The sequence below is a fragment of the Cellulomonas sp. JH27-2 genome, assembly GCF_014837175.1.
In the GTDB taxonomy this organism is placed as follows: domain Bacteria; phylum Actinomycetota; class Actinomycetes; order Actinomycetales; family Cellulomonadaceae; genus Cellulomonas.
Genome location: NZ_JACYFR010000001.1, coordinates 493,942 through 510,117 on the forward strand (window position 1 = coordinate 493,942; position 16,176 = coordinate 510,117).

Annotated in this window: 15 protein-coding genes, 1 pseudogene and 1 riboswitch; of the genes and pseudogenes, 7 read left to right on the forward strand and 9 right to left on the reverse strand. The window is 71.4% G+C overall.

Going from position 1 to position 16,176, the window contains the following annotated elements:
• Nucleotides 1–163: 163 nt before the first annotated feature.
• From IC607_RS02345 to IC607_RS02360, 4 genes are all read right to left on the reverse strand, one after another.
• The gene (locus IC607_RS02345; protein WP_191785373.1) at nt 164–910 is read right to left on the reverse strand and encodes an ABC transporter ATP-binding protein; all 747 of its coding nucleotides are present in this window, start codon (nt 908–910) and stop codon (nt 164–166) included.
• Nucleotides 894–1,880: an ABC transporter substrate-binding protein gene (locus tag IC607_RS02350; RefSeq protein ID WP_191785374.1), complete on the reverse strand. Its 987-nt coding sequence runs from the start codon at nt 1,878–1,880 to the stop codon at nt 894–896. Before IC607_RS02350 ends, IC607_RS02345 begins: the two co-directional genes overlap by 17 nt.
• 23 nt (nt 1,881–1,903) lie before the next feature.
• Nucleotides 1,904–2,641 carry an ABC transporter permease gene (locus tag IC607_RS02355; RefSeq protein ID WP_370525962.1) on the reverse strand — a complete coding sequence of 246 codons (738 nt, stop codon included), beginning with the start codon at nt 2,639–2,641 and terminating at the stop codon, nt 1,904–1,906.
• Nucleotides 2,642–2,748: 107 nt separating this feature from the next.
• The gene (locus IC607_RS02360; protein WP_191785375.1) at nt 2,749–3,039 is read right to left on the reverse strand and encodes a thiamine-binding protein; all 291 of its coding nucleotides are present in this window, start codon (nt 3,037–3,039) and stop codon (nt 2,749–2,751) included.
• A gap of 100 nt (nt 3,040–3,139) precedes the next feature.
• Nucleotides 3,140–3,249, reverse strand: a riboswitch (TPP riboswitch).
• 205 nt (nt 3,250–3,454) lie between these two features.
• Between IC607_RS02360 and IC607_RS02365 the strand changes: the two genes are divergently transcribed.
• Nucleotides 3,455–5,887 carry a zinc-dependent metalloprotease family protein gene (locus tag IC607_RS02365; protein WP_191785376.1) on the forward strand — a complete coding sequence of 811 codons (2,433 nt, stop codon included), beginning with the start codon at nt 3,455–3,457 and terminating at the stop codon, nt 5,885–5,887.
• Between the two features lie 74 nt (nt 5,888–5,961).
• Here IC607_RS02365 and IC607_RS02370 read toward each other — a convergent pair whose 3' ends face one another.
• Both IC607_RS02370 and IC607_RS02375 read right to left on the reverse strand, forming a co-directional pair.
• The gene (locus IC607_RS02370; protein WP_191785377.1) at nt 5,962–6,615 is read right to left on the reverse strand and encodes a hypothetical protein; all 654 of its coding nucleotides are present in this window, start codon (nt 6,613–6,615) and stop codon (nt 5,962–5,964) included.
• A complete protein-coding gene (locus IC607_RS02375; RefSeq protein ID WP_370525963.1) occupies nt 6,608–7,249 on the reverse strand; it encodes a SigE family RNA polymerase sigma factor in 642 nt (213 codons plus the stop codon). The genes IC607_RS02370 and IC607_RS02375 overlap by 8 nt, the downstream gene beginning before the upstream one ends.
• Before the next feature lie 231 nt (nt 7,250–7,480).
• Here IC607_RS02375 and IC607_RS02380 point away from each other — a divergent pair, with 231 nt between their 5' ends.
• From IC607_RS02380 to IC607_RS02405, 6 genes and pseudogenes are all read left to right on the forward strand, one after another.
• Nucleotides 7,481–7,684 carry a cold-shock protein gene (locus IC607_RS02380; protein ID WP_118767966.1) on the forward strand — a complete coding sequence of 68 codons (204 nt, stop codon included), beginning with the start codon at nt 7,481–7,483 and terminating at the stop codon, nt 7,682–7,684.
• Between the two features lie 215 nt (nt 7,685–7,899).
• On the forward strand, nt 7,900–8,970 hold the full coding sequence (locus IC607_RS02385; protein ID WP_191785378.1) for an acyl-CoA desaturase: 1,071 nt from the start codon (nt 7,900–7,902) through the stop codon (nt 8,968–8,970).
• A gap of 81 nt (nt 8,971–9,051) precedes the next feature.
• Complete coding sequence (locus IC607_RS02390) at nt 9,052–9,348, forward strand: type II toxin-antitoxin system VapB family antitoxin (protein WP_191785380.1); 297 nt, start codon at nt 9,052–9,054, stop codon at nt 9,346–9,348.
• Nucleotides 9,349–9,350: 2 nt separating this feature from the next.
• Nucleotides 9,351–9,983 (forward strand): LytR C-terminal domain-containing protein, encoded by a 633-nt coding sequence (locus IC607_RS02395; RefSeq protein WP_191785381.1) that lies wholly within the window; start codon nt 9,351–9,353, stop codon nt 9,981–9,983.
• Nucleotides 9,984–10,052: 69 nt separating this feature from the next.
• Nucleotides 10,053–10,265, forward strand: coding sequence for a hypothetical protein (locus IC607_RS02400; protein WP_191785383.1), 213 nt, complete (start codon nt 10,053–10,055; stop codon nt 10,263–10,265).
• A gap of 275 nt (nt 10,266–10,540) precedes the next feature.
• Nucleotides 10,541–11,245, forward strand: a pseudogene (locus tag IC607_RS02405) (glycosyltransferase 87 family protein); the annotation flags it as partial.
• Between the two features lie 389 nt (nt 11,246–11,634).
• Here IC607_RS02405 and IC607_RS02410 read toward each other — a convergent pair.
• From IC607_RS02410 to IC607_RS02420, 3 genes are read right to left on the reverse strand one after another with little or no spacing between them, the layout of a single operon-like run.
• Entirely contained in the window at nt 11,635–13,665 is a 2,031-nt protein-coding gene (locus IC607_RS02410) for a glycosyl hydrolase (protein ID WP_225224297.1), read from the reverse strand.
• Complete coding sequence (locus IC607_RS02415; protein ID WP_191785384.1) at nt 13,662–14,387, reverse strand: HlyD family secretion protein; 726 nt, start codon at nt 14,385–14,387, stop codon at nt 13,662–13,664. Before IC607_RS02415 ends, IC607_RS02410 begins: the two co-directional genes overlap by 4 nt.
• Nucleotides 14,384–16,072: a glycosyltransferase gene (locus IC607_RS02420; protein ID WP_191785385.1), complete on the reverse strand. Its 1,689-nt coding sequence runs from the start codon at nt 16,070–16,072 to the stop codon at nt 14,384–14,386. Before IC607_RS02420 ends, IC607_RS02415 begins: the two co-directional genes overlap by 4 nt.
• Nucleotides 16,073–16,176: the final 104 nt, after the last annotated feature.

A 16,176-nucleotide genomic window follows, 5' to 3' on the forward strand; every position in this document is an offset into this window, starting at 1 on the left:
CGCCCCACCCACACGCGCCCGCGGAACCATCGACGCCCCCGCCATGCGCAGCGAGCCCACCCTCACGAATGGATGCATCCGTGGTTGTAGCGCGTGCGCCCGTGGCGGGCGCGGGCGCTGCAACCACGCGTGCATCCATCCGCGAGGCCAGCTCGCGTGCTGATCACGCCAGGGCGGGGAGATCCACGCCCAGCGCCGAGAGCACCCGGGCGCGGGCCGACTGGTCCGAGCGCGGGGGGACCTCCAGGACCACCCGGCCGGGGCGGTCGCTCATCACCAGGACGCGGTCGGCGAGGAGGAGCGCCTCGTCGACGTCGTGCGTCACGAGGACCACGGCCGCGGACGCACCACCGGCCGACCCCAGCGACACCGACGCCAGCCACGCGTTGAGCCGCCGCCGGGTCAGGGCGTCGAGCGCACCGAACGGCTCGTCGAGCAGGAGCACCGGCCGCTGCGGGAGGCAGGTGCGGGCGAGGGCGAGCCGCTGCCGCATGCCGCCGGACAGCTCGTGCGGCCACGACCGCTCGAAGCCGCCCAGCCCGAACTCGTCGAACAGCGCCCGCGCCCGCCCGTCGGCCACATCCCGCGGGACACCAGCGATCCGCGCCCCCACCAGCACGTTCGCCCACGCGCGCCGCCACGGCAGCAGGCTGTCCCCCTGCGGCATCCAGGCCGTGGCGGCGCGCCCATCGGGACCGACGGGCAGCGCCAGCTCGTCGGCCCGCACGCGGGCGCCGGCCGGGAGCAACCCGCCCAGCACCCGCAGCAGCGTCGACTTGCCGCAGCCCGACGGGCCGACGACGGCCACGAACTCCCCCGGCGCGACGCGCAGCGAGACGTCCGCGAGGACCGCGAGCGACCCGTACGCGACCGACAGCCCGCGCACGCGCACGTCAGGGGAGGTAGTCATCGGTCCAGGCCGCGTCGGTGTCGAATCCCGTCTTCACCAGGTGGTTGTCCTCGAGGAACGCGACGAAGTCGTCCCACACCCGCGCCCGCTGCTGGCCCCACTGCGCCGGGTCGTCGGCATAGCGCGTGGACAGGTACTGCGCGCTGGCGGTGAGCAGGTCCGGATCCAGCTCGGGGGCGGCGCGGTGCAGCGCGTCGACGGCCGCGTCCGGGTCCGCCATCGCGTCGCGGTAGCCGTGCGCGAGGGCGCCGACGAAGGCCTTCACCATCGCCGGGTCGTTCGTGATGTGGGCGGCCGAGGTCGCGACGAGCGGCGTGTACCAGTCGGGGATGCAGTCGGTGTGGTCGATGAACGGGATCGTGGAGACGTCGAGGTGGTCGATGTCGCGCGCCTCGATGGTCTCCCACGCGTCGAACACCCATGCCGCGTCGTACTGGTGCCGGGTGAGGCCGATGCGGAAGTCGTCGCTCACCAGCGGCGTGAACGTGACCTTCTGAGGGTCGCCGCCGTCGCAGGAGACGAGCTTCTTGATGAGCGCCTTCTCCAGGTCGGAGCCGTACGTGCCGTAGCTGTGCCCGGCGAGGTCCCGGGGCCGCGTGATGCCCGACGACGTCAGCGACAGCAGGCTGGATGTGTTGTGCTCGATGACGGTGGCGACCGAGACGATGTCGGCGCCCTGCTCGCGCGCAGGCACGAGCCCCTCGGCGACGGTGTAGGCGAAGTCGGCCTTGCCGGCGGCGAGCAGCTGGCTGCCGGACGTCTCCCCCGGTTCGACGATCGTCACGTCCAGGCCCGCGTCGCGGAAGTACCCGCGGTCCTGAGCCAGGTAGAGGCCGGAGTGGTTGGTGTTGGGCGTCCAGTCGAGGACGACGTCGACGTGGGTGGTGCCGTCCTTCGCGTCGGCCTGGCTGCTGCACGCGGCGAGGAGCGCGACGACAGCGGCGGAGGCGACGAGGGTGAGGCGGTTCATGGTTCTCCTAGCGGGACGGTCGTCTAGCGGGAGGCTCGTCGCCACGGCGTGGCCAGGCGGCCCAGCGCGTCGACGAGCAGGAACAGGGCGCCGGTCAGGACGGCGATGACGACGACGGCGACGAGGATCTGGTCGACGTCGTAGGACTTGCGCGAGCGCTGGATGAAGACGCCGAGCCCGCTGGTTCCGGCCAGGTACTCCGAGACGACGGCCGCGCCGATGACGTACGTCGTCGCGACCCGCAGCCCGCCGAACGCACCCGGCACGGCCGCCGGGAGCCGCACCAGCCAGAACTGGTTCCACCGCCGCCCGCCCAGCCCGCGCACCATGTCGACGTGCGCACCGTCGACGTCGGACATCGCGGTGACGGCCGCGACGAGCACGGGGAAGAACACCGTCAGCGCGACGAGCAGCACCTTGGGCAGCAGCCCGAACCCCGCCCACAGGATCAGCAGCGGGGCCAGCACGACGGTCGGGACGGTCTGGGTGAGCGTGACCAGCGGGTACACGGTGTCGGCGACGACGGGGAACGCGGCGATCAGCACCGCGAGCGCCAGCCCGACGACCGCCCCGAGCACCAGGCCGAGCGCGGCCTCGGTCAGGGTCGTGGCGATGTGCAGGCCCAGCAGCGGCGCCGACTCGACGCCCGCTGCGGCCACCTGCGAGGGCGCCGGCAGGACGAACTCCGGCAGGCCCGACGTCCGAGCCACCACCTCCCAGGCGCCGACCAGCACGACCGCGGCGAGGGTCGGTGCGAGCACTCGTCTGACCGCCGTCCTGCTCCCCCGGCCACGCGCCGACGGGAGCGACGCGGGCGGGTCCGCGAGGGCCGTGCTCGGCGCCGCCCGGACCGGCAGCGCCGCGCGCGTCACCGGAACTTGCCGACGAGGTCCGCGATGCGCGGGCCGTCGTCGGCGCCCGTCTGCGCCACCTTGATGTGGCTGCTCACGCCGGCAGCGCCGGCCCGGACCGTCGCCTCGTGGACCTCGCGCAGCAGCGACCAGACCTGGTCGGGCGTGCCCTCGACGGTGGTGCCCATGGCCCCCACCTCGTAGGTGAGGCCGGAGCCCTGGATCACCGCGATGGCGGCGTCCACGTAGGCGTAGCGGTCGTGGTCGGTGCCGCTCGGGCGCGGCGAGACCTGGATCTGTGCGAGCACGGTGTCCTCCGGATTCGGGGCACACCAGCAGCAGGCCGTGGGCACGCACGACGGCGGGACGGACGCCGGCGACGACGTCCGCCGACGCCGCGCGAGACCGCGCATCCCTCCGCTGGCATTACCCAGTTCAGGTTCTCGGGTCGACGTGCGCCGGCACCCGGAGGTGCCACGGCCCGTCCTCTCAGCCCGACTGACTCGAGCTCCCCGGCGTTGGCACCGCCGAACCTACAGCGTCCGGGCGGCTGGTCGCTATGGCGACCCGCTATCCGGACGTTCCCGGACTGTTCGGGTGATGTTGCGAGCGCGTGGCGGATCGACCGGTCGGTGGCCGCTATTGTTCGCGCGACGGGACGTTTGCCCCAGTCACAGGGGGCACGAACCCGGGCCCCCTCCACGCCTTCTCGCAGGGGGATCCGTGCCTCGCCGCCTCATCACCGCCGTCGCCGCCGCGGCGGCCCTCAGCCTGCTGCCGACGGCAGCCCAAGCCGCACTGCTGCCGCCGAGCAGCCCCACCAGCACCACACCGGTCGCTCAGGACACCACGACGACGACGGGGACGCTGCACGTCGCCGTCGGTGACGACTTCGCCGGAGGCAAGGACGTCTACCTCGCCAAGGTCACCACCGACGACGGCGTCCTGAACGTCCCGACGGCTGTTACCGCGGACCTCGACCCGACCCTCGAGTCCGGTGACCAGGTCGAGGTCACGACCAACAGCGCGGGCACGGTCACGGACGTCGCGGCCGCGACGCCCGACGACGAGGCAGGCACGCAGGCCGCGGCAGGTCTGAGCTCGTCGGCGGGGCTCGCGGCAGCGGCCGGTGTTACGCCGGTAGCCGGAGTCCCGAACAGCGGGCAGCACTACGTCACCCTGATCCCGATCACGTGGACCGGGGCGCCGGCCTTCAACACGAGCTCGGCCACGAGTGCCGTCGCGAATGTCGACAGCTACTACAACACCGTCAGCAAGGGCCGCATCCGCGTGGCTGTCCGTCAGAACGTGACGACCCCGGTCACGCTGGCCTCCGCCCCGACAGCAGCGAACAGCTGCAGCGCCGATGCCATCGAAGCGGCGGCGAAGAAGGCCCTGCCGTCGATCTACACGACAGCCGTGACTCCCGCGAACCGCTTCGAGCACATCGTGTACCTGGTCCCGGAGATCGCCGGTTGCGACTACACCGGCTTCGGCTCGATCAACGCGTGGGCCGACGGCCGCAACCATATGTGGCTCTTCGGCGCCCCGGCACTGACCAATGCCGTCTTCGCGCACGAGTTCGGCCACAACCTGGGTCTCGAGCACTCCGGCGCGATCTCGTGCCCGTTCTCGTCCGCGAAGGTCGCACTCCCCCTCGGCACGTGCGCTGACGTGTACGGCGACCCGTGGGACATCATGGGCAACTCGACCTACGCGCCGCACGTCATGACGTCGCCGTTCCCGAACACCGCTGTCGACGCCGGGCACATGTCAGCCGTCAACATGGCGCGTCTGGGTCTGCTCTCCTCGACCGAGCAGACGCGCGTGACGACGACCTCGGCCACCGTCACGCTCAATGCCGTCGCCTCTGGCTCGGGCCTGCGACTCGTCACGGTCCCGTGGGGCAACCGCACGTTCACCATCGAGTACCGCGCGCCGGTCGGAGTGGACAGCTGGATCACCAAGCCGAACGGCCTCGCCATCGGTGGCACCGCCATCCCCGCCGCAGGAAGCGGTGTGGTGCTGCGCGAGCGTGACGGCAGCGGCGTGAACAGCCAGGACGGCGTCTTCTTCTTCAACGGCAACCAGGCAGCCATCGGTGCCGGCCAGCAGGTCGGCGCAGCTGACAGGTCGTTGCAGGTCAAGGTCAACTCGGTCGGAGGTACAGCGACCAACCCGACTGCCAGCGTCACCGTCACCCGCGCCGCCGACAAGACCGCGCCGATCATCGGCACGTACGGCTACTGGAACGCGGAGAAGTCGTGGCCCCGCGCGGGCGTCGTGCTGACGTCGAGCACGCTCTCGGTCGGGTACCTGTCCGTCGGTGACGCGGACTCGGCCGTCTCGTCGGTCACGCTGTACGTCGACGGCAAGGCCCGTGCGAGGGTCGGCCAGTCCCTGAGCGCCACCAGGCTGGCGGTCGGCGGCCTGAGCCAGGGCGCCCACAAGTGGCACCTCACGGTCCGCGACCTGTTCGGCAACAGCCGCAGCACGTCGGACGCTGCGTTCCGCGTCGACACCGCCAAGCCGACGATCACGTCGTCGCCGCGTGCCTCGCTCATCAAGGGCACGGTCTCCACCAAGACCGTCCCCGCGGCCGTCCTGTGGAAGGCGAGCGACGCCTGCGGCATCTACGGCAGCTGGGTCGGCGGCTCGAACGGCCTGGACAAGCAGTGGAACGGCACGCCCAAGACCGTGAACACCCGCATCACGTTCAGCCGCACCACGCAGTTCGGTGCCCAGGTCTACGACTGCCGCGGCCAGCTGTCCTCGCTGGCCAAGGGTCCCAAGACCAAGGCGACCCTGGACAAGCAGTCCAAGCGCAAGGGCTACCACGGCACGTGGACGGCGACGAAGGCCAAGAAGTCGCTGGGCGGGACCGAGCAGGTCACGAAGAAGAAGAAGGCCTACGTCACCTACAAGGTCAAGGCCCGCAGCATCGGCTGGGTCGCGACCAAGGGCAAGGACCGCGGCAAGGCGGCGGTCTACGTCGACGGCCACAAGGTCGCGGTGGTGAACCTCTACGCCAAGAAGACCACCTACGCGCAGCAGGTCTTCACCAAGACGTTCAGCAAGGCGGGTACGCACACGATCAAGATCGTGAACCTGTCCTCCAAGAAGGTCGGCGTCGACGCGTTCACGCGCCTGTCGTAGTGCCTGCAGTCACCTGAGCCGGGCCCACGCCGCGTCGATCGCGGCGTGGGCCCCGCTCTTGGGGGGTGGGACCGCTATGCGGCCGGGGTGCAGGTGTCGACGTCGGCCAGGAACTGGACAGGCGACGACGTCGGGACCTGCGCGCTCCAGCCGTCGTCGGTCACGACGACCTCCCAGCCGGCGCCCTGCAGGCACGCGACGGTCGCCTCGGGCCAGACGCCGGGTGACGCCTGGGCCGAGGACTCGAACGCCGATGCCGGCACCGAGCCCGTCGCCGCGTCGATCGCGGCACGGTAGGGCCCCAGGTCCGGTTCGCCGTGCTGCTCGACGGTCAGCCGCGCGGGCGCGGCACTGTCCGCCTCGGACAGGGGCTGGTCCTGCGCCGGCGGGGGCGCTGTCGCGGCGGCGGCCACGTCGGCGGCCAGGGCCTCGACGCTCCACACCTGGCCCGACGACGCACCGTCCATCGCCGCCCCGTCCGCCATCGACGCCGCCGAGTCCCCGGAGTCGCTCACCGGTCCGAGCCCCCCCAGCAGGCTCGGACCGGCGACCGCGACCACCCCCACCACGACGGCGAGAGATCCTGCGCCCAGCGCAACGGAACGCGCCGCACGCCGACGTCGCCCACGCCGGACGGCACCCGCCACGTCGACGGGCACTGCCGGCACCTCGCGCGCGAGAGCCTGCAGGCCCGCCGCCCAGTCCTCGTCGCTCGTCGGCTCAGGCATCGACGCCTCCCCGCAGGTCGCCCAGCGTGGCCCGCAGACGGTGCAGCCCGCGCGACGCCTGGGTCTTGACCGTGCCCGCGCTCACACCCAGGTCGTCGGCCGTCTCGCGCTCGGACAGCCCGACGAGGTAGCGCAGCACGACGACGCGGCGTTGCTGCGGGCTCAGCTGCGCCAGGGCGCGGACCAGCTCGTCGCGGTGCTCGACGGCCGCACCGGCGTCGGCGCCCGCGGTGTGCGGCACGGCCTCGGGTGCCACCAGGACCTCGCGACGACGACGACGCCAGGTGTCGATCCGCGCGTTCGCCATCACGCGGCGCGCGTAGGCCATCGGGTCGCCCGCGCGGGCGCGCGGCCAGGCGGTGTACGTACGGACCAGGGCGGTCTGGACGAGCTCTGCAGCGGCGTGCACGTCGCCCGTCAGGAGCCACGCCGTGCGGCCCAGCTCCGCCTGCGCGCGCCTGGCGAACGCGGTGAAATCAGCGTCGCGGTCCCCGGTCCAGGCGATGCCGCCCGCTCCAGACGAGGGCCCCGGCGCCGCCTCGCCGTGATCGACCGCAGGCACGGCGCCAGGCGCGCCGACGGGCGGGCTGTCCTCGCCCAGGTCCGCCATGAGCACCGTCATACCCGAATACACGTCCCGATCCGCGGATTGGTTGACAGGAAGGGCGAGACTTTTCGGGGTGTTGTGCCGTACCGTTGCACCTGTAGTCGCAGTGCATCGATTGTCATGACCGCCGCGGACGCCCTCACGGGTGCTCGGCAAGACGTTCTCGAGCTTGCTCGGGACGGACGACGACCACCGTGATCACCGGTCTCCGGCCAGTTGCCGGAGGTTGTCCGACCGTACGACAGAAGAGAGAACGACATGGCCACCGGCACCGTGAAGTGGTTCAACGCCGAGAAGGGCTTCGGCTTCATCGCCCCCGAGGACGGCGGAACCGACGTCTTCGTGCACTACTCCGCGATCACCTCCAGCGGCTACCGCACGCTCGAGGAGAACCAGAAGGTCGAGTTCGAGACGACCCAGGGCCCCAAGGGTCCCCAGGCGTCGAACGTCTCGCCGCTCTGATCCTCGCGATCATCTGAGCAGAACCCCCGGCCGTTCGCGGCCGGGGGTTCTGTCGCACCTGGGCCCACTCGCCTCGGATCACCCCCGCTCCACGCAGGACCCGGGAACTCGGCGTCCACGCCGGTCGTTCCACCCATGCATCGTCGGCTGCCGCCGCGCCCGCGTCGGCCCCCCGCCCGTCATGCTCCACGCTGGACCCACAGGACGGACGCCACATGTCGACGACGACCACCACGCAGCGCCCCCGCGAGAGGGCGGTCAGCGACTTCACCGAGCTCACGAAGGCCGTGCAGGCCGCCGGCCTCATGCGGCGCCGCCCGGGCCACTACACCGCACGGATCGCCGGTGCCGTCGTCGCGATGGCCGGGCTGGTCACGGCGATCGTGCTGATCGGCGACTCGTGGTGGCAGCTCCTCGTCGCCGGCGTGGCCGCCGTCGTGCTCACGCAGATCGCGTTCCTGGGCCACGACGCCGCACACCGTCAGATCTGGAACTCGGGCAAGGCGAACACCTGGACGTCGCTGGTGCTCGCGGACCTGTTCGTCGGCCTCTCCTACGGCTGGTGGCAGCACAAGCACACCCGCCACCACGCGAAGCCCAACCAGATCGACGCGGACCCGGACATCGAGCTCGAGGCCCTGTCGCTCACGCCCGAGCGCGCCCAGGCCCGCACCACGCCGCTGGGCCGCTGGTACCTGAACCACCAGGGCTGGTTCTTCTTCCCCCTGCTGTTCCTGGAGGGCCTGGACCTGCACGTCTCGGCGATCAAGCGCCTGAAGAGCAAGGAGCCGCTCGAGCACCGCGCCGTCGAGGTCGCCATGCTCGCGGTCAGGCTGGGCGGCGCGCTCGCGCTCGTGTTCACGGTCATGTCCCCGCTCAAGGGCCTCGCGTTCTTCGGCATCCAGCTGGGCCTGTTCGGGTTCTACATGGGCGCCTCGTTCGCCCCCAACCACAAGGGCATGCCGCTGCTGCCCAAGAACGCGAAGGTGGACTTCCTGCGCCGCCAGGTGCTGACCAGCCGCAACATCCGCGGCGGCCGCTGGGTCGACGTGCTCATGGGCGGCCTCAACCACCAGGTCGAGCACCACCTGTTCCCGTCGATGCCCCGTGCCACGCTCCGTCGCGCCCAGCCGATCGTGCGGGAGTACTGCGAGAAGCACAACATCCCGTACCTGGCGGTCTCGCTGCCGAAGTCGTACGCCATCATCGTCCGGCACCTCAACACCGTCGGGCGCCCCGACCGCGACCTGTTCGCGTGCCCCATCACGGCCCTGTACCGAGCCTGATCGGGATCCACGGAACCGCGTGATCACGCACCACGACGGACCTTGGCACACCCACACGGCCCGACCACCTAGACTCACCCCGTGATCTTCAAGGCGGTGGGCGAGGGCAGGCCCTACCCGGACCACGGGCTCGAGACGCCCAAGCAGTGGTCCGAGGTGGCGCCGCGCCAGATCAGGCTCGACGAGCTGGTCACCACCAAGCGCACCCTGGACCTCGACGCGCTGCTCGCCGACGACTCCACGTTCTACGGCGACCTGTTCGCCCACGTGGTGCAGTACAAGGGTGTGATGTACCTCGAGGACGGGCTCCACCGCGCCGTCCGGGCCGCGCTGCACCAGCGCGCCATCCTGCACGCGCGGGTGCTGGTGATCGAGTGAGCATGGACGCGGACCGCGCGCGGGCCGCCCGCCGCCGGCACATGCACGAGCGGCAGGCCGTGATCTTCGGCGTGCTGCTCGCCGCCCTCGCCGTCATCGGCCTGGGCGCCGCCGCCGTGTACACCGACTCGATCGACCTCCCCTTCTTCGACAAGTCGTTCGCGGCGGACCCGACCCCGACGCCCACGCGCGACTCGGTGCCATGCCCGCCGCAGGGTGCGCTCCCGGTGAAGTACTCCAAGGTCAAGGTCAACGTCTACAACGGCACGCAGACCGCGGGCCTGGCAGGCAAGACGGCCGACGACCTCAAGGACAGAGGCTTCAAGGTCGCGACGACGACGAACGCGCCCGTCCAGTACGCGGGCGTGGCGCGCATCAACTTCGGCTACAAGGGCGTCGCCCAGGCGTACACGCTCGCGGCCCAGCTCCCGGACGCCGAGCTGACGCTCGACGCGCGGGCCGGCACGAGCGTCGACCTGACCCTCGGATCGGACTTCAACGACCTGACCGCTGAGGACTCCGTCGACCTCGACAAGGACCAGCCGCTCGTCGCGGCGGCCAACTGCACGCCGTACGAGGAGCTCGCGACCCCGAAGGCCACGGCGAAGGCGACCAAGGCTGCGGCCAAGAAGTAGCTCGCGTGGCGGACCGTCCCCGTCCGTGCCACCGTGGAGGTCACCGCACCGACACGTGAGGAGTCGACGATGAGCGAGTCCACCCCGGTCCCCGACCACGTCATCCCGGGCGAGGGCGCACCCGATCCCGTGATCGCGACGGCGCCGACAGCTCCGCCCGCCCCCGACGACGAGACGGGCCTCGACGCGTACATCGACAAGGACCAGCCGGCTGTCATGCCGGTGGGCGGCATGGCCGCCGGCACGGTGCCGCGGGCGCCGCGAGACGCGGAGAACAAGTAGAGGTTTCGCCGCCCTCGTCGACCCGGCACTGGCCCGGCCGATAACCTGGCCTCCCGCCCGGGTCGCTCGACCCACGTCGACGGAGGCTTCCCCTGCACCAGCTCCTGCGATCCCGCGTCGCCGTCTGGGTGGCGTTCGTCGCCGTCCAGGCCTGGACGCTCGTGCTCGGCGTGCTGCTGATCCCGGCGCGCGCGTTCTGGGACCTGGACCTGTACCGCTGGTGGGCCTGGCAAGGACTGCACCAGGGCACGTGGCAGGGCATCGACTCCGCGTGGGTGTACCCGCCCGCGGCATGGTTGCCGATCCTGGGTGGATCATGGGCCGGCACGACGAGCACGGCGGGCTACGCCACCGCGTGGAGCCTGATGATCACCGCGCTGGACGCGGTCGCGCTGTTCGCGCTGCTGCACACCCCCGCCTGGGCGGGCCGCGCGACGTCCCGCACGGCCACGACGCGGGGCGCCTGGTGGTGGCTCGCGTTCCTCGCGTTGCTCGGCCCCGTCTCGATGGGGCGGCTCGACGCGGTCGTCGCACCGGTCGTCGTCGTCGCGCTGGTGCTGGGCCTGCGCCATCCCTGGCTGTCGTCCGCGCTGCTGACCCTGGGCGCATGGATCAAGGTCGCACCGGGCGCTCTCGTCGTGCCGCTCCTCCTGGCCGCTCGGAAGCCGTGGCGGGACGTCATCGCGCCGGCGGCCGCGGTCAGCGCCGTCGTCGTCGGGACCGTCGTGGCCCTCGGCGGGTCGCCCTACCTGACGTCGTTCCTCACCGAGCAGGACCAGCGCGGCCTGCAGCTCGAGGCCGTCGGCGCGACGCCGTGGCTCGTGGGTTCGCTGCTGACCGACCGGATCACCATCGTGCTCAACCAGCAGCTCGTGAGCTGGGAGCTGCGCGGCCCGGGTACGCAGGCGGCAGCCGACACGATCGGGTCGCTGTTCTTCCTGGCCCTGGCCGCGGCGGCCCTGTTCCTGTGGTGGCGCCGCCACGAGCTCGACGGGCTGCTGTGGAGGCGCCCGCGCGTGGGCGCCGAGCTGCTGGTGCGGGGCGCCCTGCTCATGGCGACGGTCATGATCGTCTTCAACAAGGTGGGCTCACCCCAGTACATCGGCTGGCTCGCGCCGCCCGTCGCCGTGGCGCTGGCGCTGCGGCTGCCGCGCTGGCGCACGTCGGCGATCCTGCTGGCCGTGATCGCGGGCGCCACGCAGATCGTCTTCCCGTGGGGGTACGACGGGATCACCGGGTACCATCCGGCCAACGTGCTGGTCCTCGTGGCACGCAACGTGGCGCTCGTCGTGCTGCTCGTGCACACGGTCGTCGAGCTGCTGCACCGCCCGGAGGAGGCGCAGCAGCCCGACGAGCCGTCGGCCGAGAGTCAGCCCGACGAGTCCCGCGCCGACGCCGCCGCGACGAACGCCAGCAGCGCCGCGCGCGACGTGCCGTCGTCGATCGCGTCGTCGGGCAGCGACTCGAGCTCGGTCCAGGCCTTGGACGCGTCGTCGGGGCCCGCGAGCGCCAGGTAGCCGAGCAGGTCCCCGCCGAACATCACGTCGTACCCGTCCGGCGCAGCCTCCTCGACCGAGGCACGGATCTTCTCAGGGTCCACGTCGCGGCCCACCGTGAGCTGGGCCGGGCTCAGCGGCAGCAGCTGGATGCCGAGCATCGCGCTGGGCTCCGGGCTGAACCACGTGGCCCAGTCGCGCTTGCCGCCCCAGTTGAGCGCGACGACCTGGTGAGCGAACCCGCTGGGCAGGTCCGGGTCCGTCCAGTAGGCGCGCGCGGTCGCGGCCTCGGTGGACAGCAGCCACGTCGCCTCGGTGGCGAGCTCCGGCTGGTCGGACTCCTGCGCCCACAGGCCCAGCCCGTTCCAGGCGTTGACGGCCTCGGAGCTGGACTCCTGGTTGTTGCCGTCGGCAAACGGGGAGCTGCCCGACGCCCACGAGTGGCCCGCGTAGGGGTCGAAGGAGCGCAGCTGGGGGAAGCCGTCGGACGGCTTCGCCGCGGCGACGTCCTGCCCCAGCAGGTCCATGACGTCCTTCACGTCGGCGGCGAGCTTCGGGTCGTCGGCCGCCAGCATGCCCGCCGCGGCCAGGAAGTAGCCGTAGTGGAAGTGGTGGTCGTTGAGCTCGTCGGACCCGAACGACGGCGTGAGGCCGATGACCGAGCGCGCCTTCTCGTCGTAGACGAAGCACCGCGCGTCGCGCGACGAGCACCCGTCCGGCTCGGCCCACTCGCGCAGGGCCGCGACCGTCTTCGCCTTGAGGTCGGCGACGTCGACGTCGAGCTGCTCGCCCAGGCCTACCAGCGTCGCGGCGCGCAGCAGCGACTTGCCGCCGAAGTAGGTGTCGGACGGGAAGTCCGGCGTCGCAGCCACGTCGGCCTTCACGGCCTTGACCAGCGTCGCCCGCTTGTCGTCGGACAGGGAGCCGACGTCGAACGTGCCCGCCGGCTCCTGCAGCGCGACCGACGACGTGAGCGTCGACCCCGGGCACAGCTCGAGGTCGCCGTACACGCTCGGGTACGTGCCGAGCCCGCACGCCGGGTCACCACCCAGCCGGTGGTGCGGCATGAGGACGTGGGCCGTGGCCCCGTCGTCGGCCGTCCGGTAGGTGAGCGTGGTGGCCGCGTCCGACGACGAGACCCCGTAGGCGACGTCCACGCCCGTGACCGGGTGGGCGGCGGCCTTCGCGAGCGTCTCGGCGGCGTCCGACGAGGCGTCGTCGGGCAGCGCGTACCAGGACGCACTGTCGTCCTTGCCCAGGCTCGTCGCACCGGCGTCGTACCCGGGACCGACGAACGCCCAGCGGTCCCCCGCCGCGGTGGCGGGGCCGTCCGGCGTCGCGGACAGCGAACCCTCGGTGCGCACGTCGACGTCCTTCGCCGCCGTGAACGACACGAACGGCGACCCCTCCGCCAGCACCACGTGGCCCAGCACGGACCCCGAGCCGTCCAGCAGCTCGATCGTCACGCTCACCGGGTCGGCGGCAGTGATCCGCGCGGACGCAGCGCCCACGTCGACCGTCACCGCCGGCACGTGCGGTGCGGCGATGGTCTGCGCGGAGACGGCTGGCTGCGGCAGGCCGATCGTGAAGCCCGACGACGTCAGGGCGAACGACAGCGGCTCGGCGAACACCGGCTGCGGCTGGTCACCGAACACGAGACCCGAGTACCACCGGTTGGTCGGCGGCACCACACCGTCGGCCAGCCGCACCGGGTCGAGCTTGGCGACCGCCTGGTGCGGAACCGATGCGACCAGCGCCGCGGTGTCGACGTCGGGAACCGTGGCCGTCTGCACGTCGCCGCCGGCGCCGTCCGACTCCCAGGGAGCGGCCACCGCCGTGACGGCGCCGCCGACCGCGACCACCGCGATCACCGAACCCACGACCACCCACCGGCGCGCCATCATCCGACCACCCTCTTCAGGTAGCCCTTGACCTGGTCGGACACGGTGGTCACCATCCCGTCGTTGCGCAGGTGGAGCTGGGCGACGACGGGCGTGCCAGCGGAGACGAGGCCGTCCTGGTCGCCCTGCACGAGCCCTTCACCGGCCACCGTGAGAACGGCCTGGGCCTGGCCGTCGACCGTGGTCACCTGGACGCGGTCCACGTGCCCGGCGAGCGTGCGCTGGTTGGGCAGCTCGATGGTCACCTTCGCGTCGTCGCCCACGCGGGCGTACTCCTTCGCCGAGAGCGTGTACTCGGCCTGGACGTAGAGCGTGTCCGCGCGCTCCACCGTCGCGAGGTCCGCCGCGGACTGCACGAAGGTGCCCTGCGTCGCGGCCAGGGCCGTGACGGTCCCGGGCCCGCTGGCCGTCACGACGAGCCGCCCGTCGGAGTCGAGGTGGGTGGTCTCCGGGATCGACGCCTTGTCGAAGTACTTCTCGTGCAGCGCGGCGGCGTCGATCGTGAACAGCGCCTCCCCCTCGGTCACCTGGTCGCCCACCTCGACCTTCTGGCTCACGACGAGCCCCGCGTACGGGCTGCCGACCTGGTAGGTCTTGGCCAGGATCTGCGCGGAGTCGCTCGTGGCGATGCCGCGGGACTCGTTCAGCTTGTACGTGGCGAGCGCAGCGAGGATCACGACGACGACGAGGCCGACGAGCAGTCGCAGCCGCCCCGCCCACGTCATGCCGCACCTGCCGTCGCCAGCGCCGGCGCGACGTGCGCCGCTCGACGTTCGGCACGGATCGACCGTCTGGCGCCGTGGCCCTCCCGCCACGCCGCCAGGACGAACCCGCCCAGGATCAGGGTGTTCGTGGCGTTCCAGGCCAGCGCCAGGCTCGGGTACCCGTTGCTGAGGTCCTTCCACGCACCCACCACGGTGGTGAGCGCCAGGAACACGAACGTCAGCACCTGCGGCTGGATGAAGGCGAACGGCGAGCGGTAGGCCCCCTTGGAGCCCGTGACGTGCCACGCCTGCTCGCGCCGGAAGATCGCGTTGAGCAGCGCCCGCGTGTAGATCGGGAACGACACCGCCGCCAGCATGAGCGTCTGCCAGCGGAACGACCCCAGTGCGTACCAGGCCACCAGGACCTGCAGGACATAGAACCCCGAGTAGTACAGCAGCCACGTCAGCGGCGTCATCGTCAGGTTCATCGGGGTGAGGTTGAAGAAGATCTGCAGCGGCGGGACCGCCAGCAGCAGCAAGGGTGCGATGCCCGTCAGGTAGAACGTGGCCGTGACGGTGTACTGCAACCGCTGGTCGAGCGTGAGGTTCCGCTTCGGCGACATCGGGTTGTGCGTGAGCATGATCTCGAAACCTCCCGTCGCCCACCGCAGCTGCTGCTTCGTGTAGGCCTCGACGGTCTCCGGGGTGTCCCCGACGGCGAGCGTCTTGGGGATGTAGATGGTCCGCCAGCCCTTCTCGTGGAGCATGAGCGACGTCCACACGTCCTCGGACTTGGAGTCCGAGTAGATGCCGCCCACGTCGTCGATCGCCGCCCGGCGGTAGATGACGTTGGTGCCGACGCAAAAGGCGGCGTTGAACCTGTTCCGCCCGGGCTGGATGAACCGGTAGAACACCGTCTGCATGTAGCCGGCGCCCTTGCTGATGACGGTGTGCAGGTTCCCGTAGGTCTGCGGGGTCTGGACGAAGGCCACGTCGTCGGATGCGAAGAACGGGACCGTCTCGTGCAGGAAGTCCGGCATGGGGACGAAGTCCGCGTCGAAGACGACGAACAGCTCACCGTTCGTGATCGACAGGGCGTGGTTGAGGTTGCCGGCCTTGGCGCCGTTCTTCGACAGCCGACGGACGTAGCGTGCGCCCAGCTGGGCGGCCAGGTCGCGGACCTCGTCGGACCGTCCGTCGTCCAGGACCCAGACCTCGTGCTTGCCGTGCATGCCGAGCGCCGCGGACACGGTCTTGCGGATCGTGTCCAGGTCCTCGCCGTACGTCGTGATGAAGACGTCGATGCCGACGGGCCGCTCGTCGAGGTACATCTGCCAGTCCCGCGGGCGGTTCTGGGCCCGGTCCCGGACGATCTCCGAGATCCCGTACAGCCGGTCCTGCGCGTGGTGGAAGGAGAATCCGCGCGGGTCGTAGCCTGCGGACAGGATGGTCCACATCGACAGCAGCGCGTGCACCACCAGCACCGTCTCGGCCGTGATGACCATGAGGTACGGCAGCCAGTCGCCGCGGTTGGCGGGGTTGAGCAGGAACGTCGCGTAGACGACGACCCCGGCCGCGGCCAGCAGCACCAGCATGACCATCGACGGGCTCTGCGCCGCCTCGGTCTCCTTGGTCCTGCCGGGCTTCGCGTGCGGTTCGTCGGTCCTGCGTGGCTCGATCACGAGCCTGTCGAACGTGGTGGTCATGAGGGCCGCCCGTCGGTTGCTTTCGGCGTGGGTCCGGAGCGGACCCACGTTCGTGCGTGCGACGGCGACGATGGCGCCAGAATCACAGGATGTCGTTGGCTACG